The organism is Haloarcula sp. Atlit-120R, from assembly GCF_003665885.1.
Taxonomy (GTDB): domain Archaea; phylum Halobacteriota; class Halobacteria; order Halobacteriales; family Haloarculaceae; genus Haloarcula; species Haloarcula taiwanensis.
This window is the reverse complement of record NZ_QPLN01000004.1, coordinates 83,566-97,401: the sequence shown is the minus strand read 5'-3', so window position 1 is coordinate 97,401 and position 13,836 is coordinate 83,566. Positions and strand designations below refer to the sequence as shown.

Annotated in this window: 11 protein-coding genes; 6 read left to right on the top strand and 5 right to left on the bottom strand. The window is 65.5% G+C overall.

Going from position 1 to position 13,836, the window contains the following annotated elements; translation table 11 throughout:
* Positions 1-191 precede the first annotated feature (191 nt).
* The 3 genes from DVK01_RS14995 (at position 192) to DVK01_RS14985 (ending at position 4,079) form a co-directional block, all read left to right on the top strand.
* Positions 192-1,472 carry a Single-stranded DNA binding protein gene (locus DVK01_RS14995; protein ID WP_121537404.1) on the top strand — a complete coding sequence of 427 codons (1,281 nt, stop codon included), beginning with the start codon at positions 192-194 and terminating at the stop codon, positions 1,470-1,472.
* Positions 1,469-3,244, top strand: coding sequence for a hypothetical protein (locus DVK01_RS14990; protein WP_121537402.1), 1,776 nt, complete (start codon positions 1,469-1,471; stop codon positions 3,242-3,244). Before DVK01_RS14995 ends, DVK01_RS14990 begins: the two co-directional genes overlap by 4 nt.
* Before the next feature lie 85 nt (positions 3,245-3,329).
* Positions 3,330-4,079, top strand: a complete 750-nt coding sequence (locus tag DVK01_RS14985) for a metallophosphoesterase (RefSeq protein WP_121537400.1) — start codon at positions 3,330-3,332, stop codon at positions 4,077-4,079.
* 13 nt (positions 4,080-4,092) lie between these two features.
* Here DVK01_RS14985 and DVK01_RS14980 read toward each other — a convergent pair whose 3' ends face one another.
* Positions 4,093-4,941 carry a class 1 fructose-bisphosphatase gene (locus DVK01_RS14980; RefSeq protein WP_121537398.1) on the bottom strand — a complete coding sequence of 283 codons (849 nt, stop codon included), beginning with the start codon at positions 4,939-4,941 and terminating at the stop codon, positions 4,093-4,095.
* 177 nt (positions 4,942-5,118) lie between these two features.
* Here DVK01_RS14980 and DVK01_RS14975 point away from each other — a divergent pair, with 177 nt between their 5' ends.
* Entirely contained in the window at positions 5,119-7,953 is a 2,835-nt protein-coding gene (locus DVK01_RS14975; RefSeq protein WP_121537396.1) for a DEAD/DEAH box helicase, read from the top strand.
* Positions 7,954-7,974: 21 nt separating this feature from the next.
* On the opposite strand, the gene DVK01_RS14970 is transcribed toward DVK01_RS14975, so the two are convergent.
* Together DVK01_RS14970 and DVK01_RS14965 are read right to left on the bottom strand one after the other, a co-directional pair.
* Positions 7,975-8,712, bottom strand: coding sequence for a sporulation protein (locus DVK01_RS14970; RefSeq protein WP_101350236.1), 738 nt, complete (start codon positions 8,710-8,712; stop codon positions 7,975-7,977).
* A gap of 156 nt (positions 8,713-8,868) precedes the next feature.
* The gene (locus tag DVK01_RS14965; protein WP_121537394.1) at positions 8,869-10,005 is read right to left on the bottom strand and encodes a PAS domain-containing protein; all 1,137 of its coding nucleotides are present in this window, start codon (positions 10,003-10,005) and stop codon (positions 8,869-8,871) included.
* Between the two features lie 200 nt (positions 10,006-10,205).
* Here DVK01_RS14965 and DVK01_RS14960 point away from each other — a divergent pair, with 200 nt between their 5' ends.
* Positions 10,206-10,811, top strand: coding sequence for a zinc ribbon domain-containing protein (locus tag DVK01_RS14960; protein WP_121537392.1), 606 nt, complete (start codon positions 10,206-10,208; stop codon positions 10,809-10,811).
* A gap of 35 nt (positions 10,812-10,846) precedes the next feature.
* Positions 10,847-12,604, top strand: coding sequence for a DNA mismatch repair protein (locus DVK01_RS14955; RefSeq protein WP_121537390.1), 1,758 nt, complete (start codon positions 10,847-10,849; stop codon positions 12,602-12,604).
* 2 nt (positions 12,605-12,606) lie between these two features.
* Here DVK01_RS14955 and DVK01_RS14950 read toward each other — a convergent pair whose 3' ends face one another.
* Entirely contained in the window at positions 12,607-13,062 is a 456-nt protein-coding gene (locus tag DVK01_RS14950; protein WP_121512162.1) for an SRPBCC family protein, read from the bottom strand.
* 274 nt (positions 13,063-13,336) lie between these two features.
* Entirely contained in the window at positions 13,337-13,630 is a 294-nt protein-coding gene (locus tag DVK01_RS14945; protein ID WP_101350240.1) for a hypothetical protein, read from the bottom strand.
* Positions 13,631-13,836: the final 206 nt, after the last annotated feature.

The following is a 13,836-nucleotide window of genomic DNA, read 5'->3' as shown; positions in this document are numbered from 1 at the left end:
CGGTTAGCTTGACAGATTCGGTAACGGGACCTTCGGCCGTCTGAAACACACTAACTCGGTCAGAGAGCATACACTGAGAGATTGCAGTATCACAAATAAGAATTTTGGGCGATTTCAAACAGGTGTCGACGGCCATGCCCGCAAAGGCTGGCCGAAAACGCTTTTGAGTGCTCCCGTCGAACCGTCAGTCGATGTCTCTCGAAGACCATGCCGAGGAGCTCGCCTCCGACCTCGGTGTTGACAAAGAGGAGGTCACACGCGACCTGGAGAACCTCGTGAACTACTCCGTCCCGATGGACGAGGCCAAGCAGAGCCTCAGACGGAAGTACGGTGACGGCAGCTCGGGCGGCGACAACACGCCGTCGAGCAAGGCCATCAGCGAGGTCACGACCGACGACTCGAACGTGACGGTCACCGCCGTGGTGCTCACGTCCGGTCGGCGGTCCATCCAGTACAACGGGGAACAGCACGTCATCCGCGAGGGCGAACTCGCCGACGAGACGGGGAAGATATCCTACACCGCCTGGGACGGCTTCTCGGGCGACCTCCAGCCCGGCCAGACCGTCCGGCTCGGCAACGCCGGCGTCCGGGAGTGGGACGGCCAGCCCGAACTGAACCTCGGCGACAGCACCGACCCCGAGGTCGTCGACGAGACGCTGGACATCGACTACGAGGTCGGCGGCCGCGCCGCCCTACAGGACCTCGCGCCGGGCGACCGCGGCATCACTGTGGAGGTGCAGGTGCTGGAGTGCGAGCAGAAGGTCATCGACGGCCGCGACGGCGAGACGACGATTCTCAGCGGCGTCCTCGGCGACGAGAGCGGCCGGCTCCCCTTTACTGACTGGGAGCCCCACGCGGAGATCGAGGAAGGGGCGTCCGTACGCCTCGAAGAGACGTTCGTCCGCGAGTTCCGCGGCGCGCCGTCGGTGAACGTCTCGGAGTTCTCGACCGTGACCGCGCTGGACCGCACGGTCGAGGTAGCCGAAGACGCCCCGCGGCTGTCCATCCGCGAGGCCGTCGAGAGCGGCGGCCTGTTCGACGTGGAACTGGCCGGCAACGTCATCGAGGTGCGGGACGGCTCAGGCCTCATCGAGCGTTGTCCGGAGTGTGGCCGTGTCATCCAGAACGGGCAGTGTCGCTCCCACGGCGCGGTTGAGGGCGAGGACGACCTGCGGACGAAGGCGATTCTCGACGACGGGACCGCCACCGTCACCGCAGTGCTGGACGACGAACTGACCGCCAGGGTGTACGGGGGCGACCTCGACGACGCACGCGAGCACGCCCGGGACGCGATGAACAAGGAGGTCGTCGCCGACCGCATCGCCGACCGCATCGTCGGCCACGAGTTCGTCGTCCGCGGGTCGCTGTCGGTCGACGAGTACGGCGCGAACCTCACCGCATCGACGTTCGCCGAGGCCGACGACGACCCGGCGACGCGTGCGCGGACCCTGCTACAGGAGGCGGAGTCATGAGCGAATCCGGAGACAGCGGCCCCGGCCGCCGTGAAGTCGCCCATCGACTGTTCGCCGCGGAGTTCGACGACGCCGACTTCTCGTATTCTGAATCCGACGAGGAGCGCGCGCCGAACTACGTCGTCACGCCGACCGGCGCGCGGGTCAACCGCCTGTTCCTCGTCGGCGTCCTCACCGAGCTCGAACAGGTCAACGACGACGTGTTGCGCGCCCGTGTCGTGGACCCGACCGGCCCCTTCGTCGTCTACGCCGGCCAGTACCAGCCCGACGAACTGGCCTTCCTCGAAGCCGCCGACCCGCCGATGTTCGTCGCCGTCACGGGGAAGGCCCGGACCTTCCAGCCCGACGACAGCGACCGGGTGTTCACCTCGGTTCGGCCCGAGAGTATCAGCGAGGTCGACGGGGACACGCGGGACCGCTGGGTCGTGCAGGCTGCCGAGCAGACCGTCTCGCGCATCGGCCAGCTGGCCAGCGCGAAGCAGGCCGGCCTGACCGGCGACGAACTCAGACTCGCGCTGCTGGACCAGGGCATCGACGAGAGCGCCGCGGCCGGCATCACGCTCGCGCTGGACCACTACGGCACGACCGGCGACTACCTCGACGCGCTCCGAACGACGGCGCTCGACGCCGCTCGCGTCGTCGCCGGCGACACGGATGAAGCGGAAGGGTTGTCGCTATCGCCGGGCGACGGGACCGACGACCCGATTCCGCTGCTCGCCTCCCTCGACCTCGATACTTACCCTTCCACCCCGGAGACGACTGACGAAGACATCGCCGCGACGGCCGAATCGGGGTCGCCATCGGAGGCAGCGACTGACGACGGGGAAGCGACCGGGCCGAGCGCACAGACGGCCGAAGCGTCAGATATCGAATCATCGACGGCCGACGAGGCCGACGCGGCCGAGAGCGGTGCGCCCGCAGACGCCGCCGACGCCGAGCCGGCCCCAGAGTCGGCCGGGGCCCCGGCCGGCGACGAATCGCCCGAACCGGACGCCGACGCGGCTACGAGCGACGCACCCGCCGAAACACCCGAGCCAGCGACCGACGCCGAACCCGACGAGACGACCGCCGGCGACTCCGCGGGTGAGGACGCGCCCACGACGCCCACACCGAGTGAGTCCGTGAACGGATCTCCGGCACCGAGCGAGCCGGCGACCGACGCCGATTCGACGGTGGAGGACGAGCCTGAATCGTCGTCGGAACCCGGGGCGGACGAGGACCTCGGCGACTTCGACACCGAGTTCGAACTGGACGACGACGAGCGCGAGGAGATAGAGCAGGAGTACGGCACAGACTTCCAGAGCGGGACCGAGGTCGACGAGCCCGGTGAGGCCGACATCGAGACGCCGGACCCCGAAGACCTGGCCGAAGCGGCCGAAGAAGGGGCACCCGCAGACGCCGCCGACGCCGAACCGGCCCCCGAATCTCCGGGCGCACCCGCCGGCGATGAATCCCCCGAACCGGACGCCGACGCCGCCACCAGCGACGCTCCCGCCGAAACCCCCGAGACTGCGACCGACGCGGCGGCCGACGAGACCACTGCCGGCGACTCCGCAAGCGAGGACGCCACAGAGGACGTGGACCTCGAAGACGCCGCTATGGAAGTCATGGACGAACTCGACGACGGCAGCGGGGCCGACCGCGAGGAACTCCGCTCGACGGTCGCGGGCCGCTACGGCGCGGACGCTGACGCCGTCGAAGACGCCATCCAGGACGCGCTGATGGGCGGTCGCTGCTACGAGCCCGAGGACGGCAAGCTCAAGCCAATATAACCGAACGACGGCTCATAGCCAGTTCCGGGAGCGCTCTGGGATCGAGCCGCGGTGCTTTTTTCGCCCGACGGCTAACACAGGAGCGATGCGCGTCGAACCGCTTCCCGGCGTTCCGGCAGCCACAGTCGATACCGACGGAGAGCGGTTGCTGGCGGTGGCTGATTACCACGCTGGCATCGAAGCGGGGCTCAGATACGAGGGCGTCGAACTCAAGTCGGCCGCCGCGGACCGTCGGGAGCGGTTGCTGACGTGTCTGGACCGCGCCCGTGCCGACCGGCTGGTGGTCGTCGGCGATCTGGGCCACGCTATCGGCGACCCGTTCGACGACGAGCGGGCGGAACTCGAAGCGCTGTTCGACGCACTCGACGTGCCCGTGACGCTGGTGAAAGGGAACCACGACGGCAGTCTGGAGCCGGTCCTATCCGACCTTCCCGCCGATATCGAGGTGACGCCGGGACACGGGACCCGCATTGGTTCGGTCGGGTTCGCCCACGGCCACACCTGGCCTGCACCGGACGTGCTCGAAGCGGACGTGCTCTGTGTCGGCCACGAACACCCGGTCGTCCGACTCGAAGACAGCGTCGGCGGCGCACAGAAAGAGCGGGCCTGGCTCCGCGGCTCGCTGGTGAGTGAGCCCTTTGCCGAGCAGTTCGACCAGCCGGTCGACGACGCGCCGGATATCGTCGTCTTTCCTGCCTTCAACGACCGCTCCGGGGGGACGTGGGTCAACGTCGACGGCCAGGAGTTCCTCGCCCCGTTCCTGCCCGAGGGGCTGGCCGACGCCGAGGCGTTCCTGCTCGATGGCACGCGGTTAGGGGCCTACCAGCAGGTCTGAGCCGGCTGTCTACCTATTCTTCCGAAAGCGCTGCTTCGAGGTCGTCGACAAGTTCGGCGTTGCCGAGGAACGTCGGCGTCCGGTCGTGGATACCATCCGGTTCAACGGCGAGTAACGACTGCGACCCATCGCTGGAAGCGCCACCGGCCGCTTCGACGAGATATGCGAGCGGGGCCGATTCGAAGTGGACCCGGAGTTTACCGTCCGGATACCCCGTCGTCGCCGGATAGCCGAACAGTCCGCCGTACTCGAGGACCTGCGCCAGATCGGCGACAGTCGCCCCACCGTAGCGGAGCTTCAGGTCCCGCTCGAAGGCCTGGGCGATGTCGTTGAACTCGTCGCTGCGCTCGCCGGTCTTGCCCGCTAACCCGACTACCGTCGCCTCTGCTGGCAGTTCGAACTGGCCCCAGCGCTCGCTGTGCCCGTCCCGGAGGAGGTGCTCCTGGACGACATCGCGGTCGGACCGGGCGATTGTCAGCGTCGTGTATGGGCCGTATAGTACCATCAGCGACGCGACCATTTCCCGGCCCGCCGCGGGCAGTTCGGCGTCGTAGACCCCGATTATCGTCCCAACGGAGTTGTTCGAGGCGAGGTTCGAGGAGCCATCGAGCGGGTCGATAGCGATACTGTAGCCCTCGCCGCAGTCGACTACGCCGCTGCGCTCCTCGCTCGCGTACGCGCCGATACCGTCGATGTGTGCGAGCGCGTCGAAAAACAGGTCGTCGGCCCACACGTCGCCCCCGACCTGTTGTTCCCCGCTCGGGTTCTCGCCGGCAGCTCTGTTGGCGTAGTTCGCCAGGTTCCCGCTGACGTAATGCGCCGTATCCTTCACCGCTCGTTCGATTTCATCGAGCGTGTTCACGGGCCATCACCGGTCGCAGTTGCACAGGCGTCAGTCATGGTTTCACATGTCTCTGTGCAACGACATAAGGTTGTACCCGCCATTCCCCTGCAACGCCCGCAGTCCTTCGGTTACCGACAGCGGACGAGACGATGTGACACAACGTGTTTAACCCGGTGTAGTCGCTAGAAAGGGGCGATGACTGACGGGGTCGCTCGCGGCGATGACGCCTTTACCGCACTCGGTCCAGCCGTCCGCAGTGCGCTCTCAGAGCGCGGCTTCACGACGCCGACCGACCCACAGCGAAAAGCAATTCCGACCCTGGCTGACGGGCGGGACGCGCTGGTGGTCGCACCGACCGGTACCGGGAAGACGGAGACGGCGATGTTGCCGGTCTTCGACGCATTAGCACAGTCCGAGGACCGTTTTGGCATCGGCGCGCTGTATATCACGCCGCTTCGGGCTCTTAACCGCGACATGCGCCAGCGTCTGGATTGGTGGGGCGAAACGCTCGGCCTCGAAGTGGATGTTCGCCACGGCGACACGACGGACTACCAGCGCCAGAAGCAGGCCGACGACCCGCCGGACGTGCTCGTAACTACGCCCGAGACGCTCCAGGCGATGCTTACCGGGTCGAAGCTCCGGACTGCGCTGGCAGATGTCGAACATATCGTCATCGACGAGGTTCACGAGCTCGCCGCGGCCAAGCGCGGCGCGCAGCTGACCATCGGACTCGAACGGCTCCGAGAGCTGTCCGGGCAGTTCCAGCGCATCGGACTCTCGGCGACTGTCGGCGACCCACACGAGGTCGGCCGGTTTCTCACCGGCGGCCGGACGTGTGCCATCGTGGAAGTGGACATCGGCAGTCGACTGGACATCGAGGTGGTCCGGCCCCAGATTACCGACCGTGACGAAGAACTGTCGAGCACGCTCGTCACCGACGCTGGAACGGCCAGTCACGTCCGCTACATCGCGGACCTCATCGATGACCACGAGTCCGTCTTGCTGTTTGTCAACACCCGACAGACAGCCGAGGCGCTGGGCTCGCGGTTCAAAGAGTTGGGAACCGATCTCGGCGTCCACCACGGCTCGCTGTCGAAGGAGGCCCGTATCGACGTGGAGGACCGGTTCAAGGCCGGCGACCTCGACGCCCTGCTGTGTACCTCCTCGATGGAACTGGGCATCGACGTGGGCCACGTCGATCACGTCGTCCAGTACGGCAGTCCCCGGCAGGTGTCCCGTCTCGTCCAGCGGGTCGGCCGGGCCGGCCACCGGCGTGACCTCGTCTCCTCGGGCACGGTTGTCACCACCGACACCGACGACACGCTGGAGGCGCTGGCGATTGCGAGACAGGCCGAAGCTGGCGACGTTGAACCGGCCGAAATACACGATGGCAGCCTCGATACCGTTGCTAACCAGGTCGCCGGGCTAGTGATGGACACCGGCGAAATCCGGGCGATGCGGGCCTACGAGATACTGACCCGCGCGTACCCGTTCCGTGATCTCGGCGAGGCCCAGTTCAAGCAGGTCGTCGAAGAACTCGCAGCGAACAACGTCATCTGGCTCGACGAGGACCGGGACACCTTAGAGAAACGCCGCGGGACCTGGCAGTACTTCTATCAGAACCTCTCGATGATCCCTGACGAGGCCACCTACGACGTGGAAGACGTAGCCTCGGGCCAGCAGGTCGGGACCCTCGATGAGAAGTTCGTCGTCAACTTCGCCACGCCCGGCGAGGTGTTCGTCCAGCGCGGGGAGATGTGGCGCATCACGAACATCGACGAGGAGGAGGAGAGCGTGACCGTCTCGCCCATCGAGGACCCCGCCGGTGAGGTGCCATCGTGGGTCGGTCAGGAGATTCCCGTTCCGAGGGCCGTCGCTGCGGAGGTCGGTGAACTCCGCCGCGTGGCCGGTCGGCAGTTACAGGATGGGGCCGAGACTGACGCCGTCGCCAGAGACGTAGCGACTCGCTATGCCGCCGGCCCGGAAACCGTCGCGGACGGCCTCTCGCAGGTCGAGAAACACGAGGGGCCGATTCCCGACGACACGACCATTCTGGTGGAGTTCCACGGCCGGGAAGTTATCATCAATGCCTGCTATGGGCACAAAATCAACGAGACGCTGGGACGGATCCTCTCGGCGCTGCTCGGCCAGCGAGCGGGCGAATCAGTCGCGATGGAGGTCGACCCCTACCGGATTACGCTGGAAGTCCCGCGACGAATCACCGCCGGCGACGTCATCGAAGTCATCGAGGACACCGACCCCGACCACCTCCCGGCGCTTATCGAACTCAGCCTGAAAAACGCCGACGCGCTGAAGTTCAAGCTTGCACAGGTAGCGACGAAGTTCGGCTCGCTCAAGCGCTGGCGCGGTCGCGGGTCGACGGACTTCGGCCGCGACCGTCTGCTCGCTGCGCTGGAGGACACGCCGATGTACGACGAAGCCCTGCGCGAAGTGCGCCACGAGGACCTCGCCATCGAGGCGACGGCCGACCTTCTCCGAGACATCCAGAGCGGCGACGTAGCGCTCGAAACAGTGGGTGAGCACACGCCCATCGGGACCGGCGGTAGCTCCTCCGGGCGGGAGTTGCTCTCCCCGGAGAACGCCGACGCGAGCGTCATCAACACCGTCAGGGAGCGCATCCAGAGCGACCGTGTCATCCTCATGTGTTTACACTGCAAAGAGTGGGACCGAAAACAGCAGGTCAAGCGCGTGCGCGACCAGCCGTCGTGTCCGCACTGTGGCTCGACCCGCATCGCCGCGCTGAATCCCTGGGCCGAGGAAGTCGTCTCGGCCGTCCGGACCGATGACAAGGACGAGGAGCAGGAGAAGATGACCGAACGAGCCTACCGCTCAGCCTCGCTGGTCCAGAGTCACGGGAAGCAAGCGGTGGTCGCGCTGGCGGCCCGCGGCGTCGGTCCGCACAACGCCGCCCGCATCATCAATCATCTGCGTGAGGACGAAGACGAGTTTTACCGGGACATCCTTCGTCAGGAGCGAGAGTACGCGCGGACCCAGTCGTTCTGGGGTTGAGGGCCAGCGTACGCCAGCAGCCTAGCTCAATTCCCGGATCGCTTCCGCGAGTCGCGGCTCGATAGCAGCAGGCTCAGGCGCTTCTATCGTGAGTTTCGTGTGTCGCTCGTCGGCGTCAGTCATCTCCGAGAGCAGTCCGGCGCTGCGGTCGACCTCCAGATACACCGTGAGATGGCTGTCGTCGAACACCGGGACGACTTCCACCTCGTCGACCTGCTCCGCGAACTCGCCGCGCTGTGGCCGGAACTCGAACTCCTGAACGAAGTTCGTCGAGGTGGTAAACAGACTCCCGGCTGTGGCCTCACAGGCAGAGGCATGGAGCGAGAAGCCGAGCGAATCGAGCGCGTCGAACACTGCCTGCGTGCGGTGTGTCGGTTCGACCTCGATGTAATCCTCGTCACCGGGGTCGACCGCCATCGAGATATCGAGTCCGGTCTCGATTTCGACGGCCGTCGAGCGTGTCGTTACAGGCGTCACCCGGGGAATATGGACGGTCGTCTCGAAGCGACGTTCCTCACCCGCCTCGATGGTGAACGGCTCGGTGAGTTGCCACTGGTCGATGATGGCGTCCTTGTACCCCTCGTCGGATCTGTACTCAGTTTCCAGCGCGAAGTAGATCGCGTCGATATCCTGGTCCGTCGAGCCGCCCTCAACGTGAACTTCGGCACGGACGGACTCACCGGCTCTGACGGAATCTGCCGGCAAGACCGTGTCCACCGTAGCAGACCCGATGCCGATTCTGGAAAGCACGTCTTTCATTGGTAGTGTGCAATTCAACCGTCATATAGTATAAAGTTCAGGGCGATACGGGGCGAAGAAATTGCGTATCGACGGACACGGGCGCCTGCGCGTGGCGGCCCGTCAGCACATAGAGCCGTCGATACCGACTGGTATCTGCGACAGTTGCCCAATCGATCAGGTGTCAGGGGCATCCTGACCGAGTATGACCAGCCCCGCTATGTTGTTATCCAGATCAGTCAGAGAGTGGGCGCGGAACTTGTATGGCTGTCGCTGACCGCTGTCGAGTCGAAGGCTGGCCGTGACAGTCGTTCGGCCAGTACGGAGTGCGTTGTCAACCGCGTCAGTAATCATCTCCCGCTCGTCGTCAGGAAACAAGTCAGTGATCGCCGTTCCAACGGCTGTCTGTTCGGTGTGGCCAGTAGCCTCGAGTGCGCGGCGGTTACAGTGCTTGAGGGTGCCATGAGTATCTGTAACGAACAGTGGCTCATCGAGCGTGTCGAGCGCTTGTTGAATGACCGCCCGCTCCTCGCGTAACTCCTGCTCACGGGCGTACCGTTCGGTGATGTCGGTAAACGCGACGACGAGTTGCTCGACCTCACCGTCTCTGATAATCGGCGTGGTATTGACTTCATGGACGACTTCGCCGACCGGATGAGTAAGGGTCACCGTATATGAAATTGTTTCTCGCATGTCGACGCATTTCCGATACGCGCCGGCGACCGCTCTGGCATTCTCGTCGCCGAGTGCCTCCTGTGGGGTCTTACCGATAAGTTCTGACTCTGCAAGTCCGGTAAACTCCTGAACCCGTGAGTTACACCGACGGAAGCGAAACCCGTCTTGCTCGACATCAACAAGCAGGAGTCCGTTCCGCGCGTTCTCGAAAACAGCGGCGTACTCCTCTTTGGTCTCGCGTAGCTGTTTTTCCGAGTGATACCGGGTGACAGCGTTGTTAATACGGTTGGCCAGTAGTTCGTACTGATCAGTTCCGGATTGTTTCTGTAGGTAGTCAGTTGCGCCAGCAGAGATCGCATCGCTTGCGATCTCTTCGCTTCCTCGGCCAGTAAACAGAATGAACGGGAGTTTGGAGTGTTCCGCCCGGACGGCTTGTAAAAACTCAAGTCCGTCGATACCGGGCATCTCAAAGTCGGAAACGATGCAGTCAGGGGAGAAATCGTCGAGTAGCTGTAGCCCCTCTGTCGCGCTTGCAGCAGTCTCCACGTTGAACCGACTGTCCTTGCGTTCGAGGAGGTCGGCAGTCAGGCTAGCAAGCCCCTTATCGTCATCGACATGTAGAATGTCAACGCCCCCCATATGCTTTGGTTGGACTGTACTGGATTATTTCTTTCTATCATCCAACTGATACTACGGCCCGGAAACACACCGCAAAGACAGCGCATTCTACTCCACTGGTCGTGCAATGCTGTGGCTTAGTATCATAGCATCTAACGACCAAGTTCTGTGTATTTGACACTATCCGGGTCACTCAAACCACTCGGGGCACAAAGGGAAGCATGACCGAGTGGCGTGACGCGTCGGCTCCCACCTGTCCAGAGTGTGATGAGTCGCTGGAACCCACCGCGATGACCTGCCCACACTGTGACGCGACGCTGCTCACCGACGAACAGACCGAGATGCTCGACGAGCGCCTGACCGAGACGCTTGAGTCGATGGACTCCGGTGCGCCGACGTGGGCAGTCACGCTCACTGGCCTCTCGCTCGGAATCGCCATTGCGCCGCTCGTGCTGTACGCGGTCGTCATCCTCGTCGGCGATCTCTCGCTTCCCGTGGCCGTCGGCGTCCTGCTGGCCGGCTGGCTCGTCCCGGCCGCATATCTCTCTCGGCTTCGCAATCCCAGCGAGGTGCTGGCCCGCGGGCTGTACCTCGTCGTCGCCGGTGTAGCCGTCGTCGTGGTCGTAGTGGGATATGAGGTCTGCCTGTCGAATGGCCCATCAGTCGTCTCCGAGCAAACTGCGCTCGTGTCGCTCGGTCTGGCGATTCCGGCGGCACTGGGCGCGCTCATCGCGCGTCGCGCCGCCCGACGGGCTGACCGGCAAGCCCGCGGAGAGCCGGGGCCGCTGCACGAGCGATTCAGTATCGACGACGAGTCCGACGACTGAAAACGCCTAAGCGGGCCGCCGTTCTCCACCCGTGCATGCGACTGGAGGAGTACTGGGGCATCGGCCCGAAGACGTCCGAACTGCTCACCGAGGAGCTGGGCGTCGAGCGGGCCATCGAGGCAATCGAGTCGGCGGATACACGAGCGCTAACCACGGCTGGCCTCTCTCGGGGGCGCGCAACGCGCATCCTCCGGCGGGCGACCGGGGCCGAATCGATGGGCCTGCTCGCCACCAGAGACACCCGCGACGTGTACAAGGAACTGCTTGACCTCGCCGAGGAATACGCGGTCACGGCGGCTGCGGCCGACAGCATCCGGGTGCTGACGCCGCTGCCGACCCGCGAGGCGATGGACGAGCGGCTGGACGACGTGCTCGAAGCGCGGGACACGTGGGCCGGCCTCGCCGACGAGGACCAGCGGGCCGTCCTCGACGCCTTCGATGCCTTCGACGCGGACGGGGGAGAACTGGCCGCGGTCGACGTGGCGCTCGCCCTCCGTGACACCGGCATCGAGAGCGGTGTGTTCGAGCCGCTGGCGGCTATCGACGGTGAGTCCCTGTCGGCCGGCCGGGCAGCTCTCGCCGGCCTCGCGGGCGACGGTAACTCCGTCGGCGAGGGAGCCGACGAGGGACTGGACCGCCTGCGCGACCAGCTGGGGCAAATCGAAGACCTCGCGGCCGCCTCGATGGAGGTCGTCGAGGCCGTGCAGGAAGGTGCGCGGCGGCCCGACGAGTTCCAGGACGCCCTCGTTCGCCACGTCACGGATGAGACGGGCATCGACGCCGCCAGGGTGCGCGATGCGATGCCGCGGGAAGCAACCGATGCCCGTGATTTCGTCGACGTGGCGCTCCGAGAACTCCGGACCGCGCTACGAAGCGACGTGCAAGAACGTGAGCAGGCGGTCGCCGACCGGTTGGAAGACGACCTCGCCGATGCGCGTGCGGAGATCGACGCCGCGGTCGAGGCGGTAGACGACATCGCCTTCTCGGTGTCGCTGGCCCGGTTCGCCATCGCGTTCGACCTGACCCGCCCCACCTTCGTCGAGGGCCGCAAGACTATCGCGGTGCAACAGGCCCGCAACCTCACAATCGCCGACGTGGAGAGCGTCCAGCCGGTCACCTACGCCATCGGCGACCACACGCTAGAGTTGGACCGGGCGAACCGACCGCCCAGCGGCGACCGGGTGGCCGTTCTCACTGGCGCGAACTCCGGCGGGAAGACGACCCTGCTGGAGACGCTGTGTCAGGTCCAGTTGCTCGCCCAGATGGGGCTGCCCGTGCCCGCCGACGCCGCCGAGGTGAGCGTCGTCGACACCATCGTGTTCCACCGCCGGCACGCCTCGTTCAACGCCGGCGTCCTCGAATCGACGCTGCGCTCTGTCGTGCCGCCGCTGACCGAGAGCGACCGGACGCTGATGCTCGTCGACGAGTTCGAGGCCATCACCGAACCCGGCTCCGCCGCCGACCTCCTCCACGGACTCGTGACGCTGACTGTCGACCGCGACGCACTGGGCGTGTTCGTCACTCACCTCGCGGACGATCTCGAACCGCTGCCCATCGAGGCCCGTGTCGACGGCATCTTCGCCGAAGGGCTGAATCAGGACCTCGAACTGCAGGTCGACTATCAGCCCCGGTTTGGCACGGTCGGAAAATCCACACCGGAGTTCATCGTCTCCCGACTGGTCGCGAACGCCAAGGACCCCGTCGAGCGAAACGGGTTCGAGACACTCGCCACGGCCGTCGGCGAGGAAGCGGTCCAGCGGACGCTCTCAGACGCCCTCTGGACCGACGAGTAGGGTTACGCCGTAGTGGCCTGCGCTTTGCCTTCGACTGCCTCGGCGACGTTGTCCAGCAGCCGCCGCACCTCCCGGCGGTTGTACCACCGGATAAGCGGTGCGAGGAGCGCCTCTGGGAGTGGGCCCGGAACCTCGTAATCGGCCGCGTAAGTGAGGCGCGTGCCGCCGTCCTCGGGTTCGAACCGCCAGGCGATGCGTCCCGTCAGGTCACCATGCATCTCGTAGACAATTCGCGCCGGCGGTTCGTACGTCGACGCCTGCACCTCGCCGGTAAACGTGAGTCCGAACATGGTGTACTCGTAGGCGGCACGGTTCCCGGCGTTCGGCAACCGCTCGATGCGCTCGGCGCGGGTCAGGCTCGGCGTGACGGCCGCCTGGTTCGACGGCTCGTCCATGAACGCAAACACCGTCTCGACTGGCGCATTGAGCCACCGGTCGTCGGACGTATGGACGGTCATACATACCGCTTCGTGCGCCAGTATCTTACAGGCTCGGCTCACAGTGACCGCAAGCGAGGGTACCGGTTGTGACCGGCCCCGGCGGCTACAGCCGCCGAGTGCGGCGTGACCGGGTTCTGTTCTTCGAGTCGCGTCGCCGCCTGCCGATGACGGCGGCGAGGTATATTCGATGCATGGGTGTGGACTTCCCGGCAGGAATCGAACCTGCACCGGGCGGAGGCCCGGATCCGTCTGGAATGTTCGGGAAGACAGCGACGATGGAGGAAGGCGGGACTTACGCATCACCGGTCACGTCGACGCGGTTGACCGCCATCACGCCGAACCCTTCTTGCAGGAGTTCAGTGCGGTCGCCGTCGACCTGCATCGTCAGCGACACATCTGCGTCGACTCGGATATCGGTCCAGGTGGGCCGCACGCTGGTCACGCGGTCGACGGCCACGTCTTCGACGCCGTCGACGGCCGCGAGGACGTCGGCGACACCGGCTGCGAGGGTCTCGGACCCGCCACGCGGAACGCGCAGTGATACGTCGGCCGATACCTCGGTCGGGGGGGTCGCCTGCAGCGACATAACGCCGACGGCCGGGGTCGAACCGGGCCACGAGGGCACTCACCAGTCGAGTCGCGTCGGTCGGGAACCGCACGGGTGGCGGGCATGTACGTCCGGCCCGGAGCGGCCGGTAGGGGATTCCCACACCGGGACGATGGGGAACCCGAGGCTGGACAGCGAGGTAGCTACGCGATGCAGTACAGGCTCAGGGGCGAGTGGCGACACAC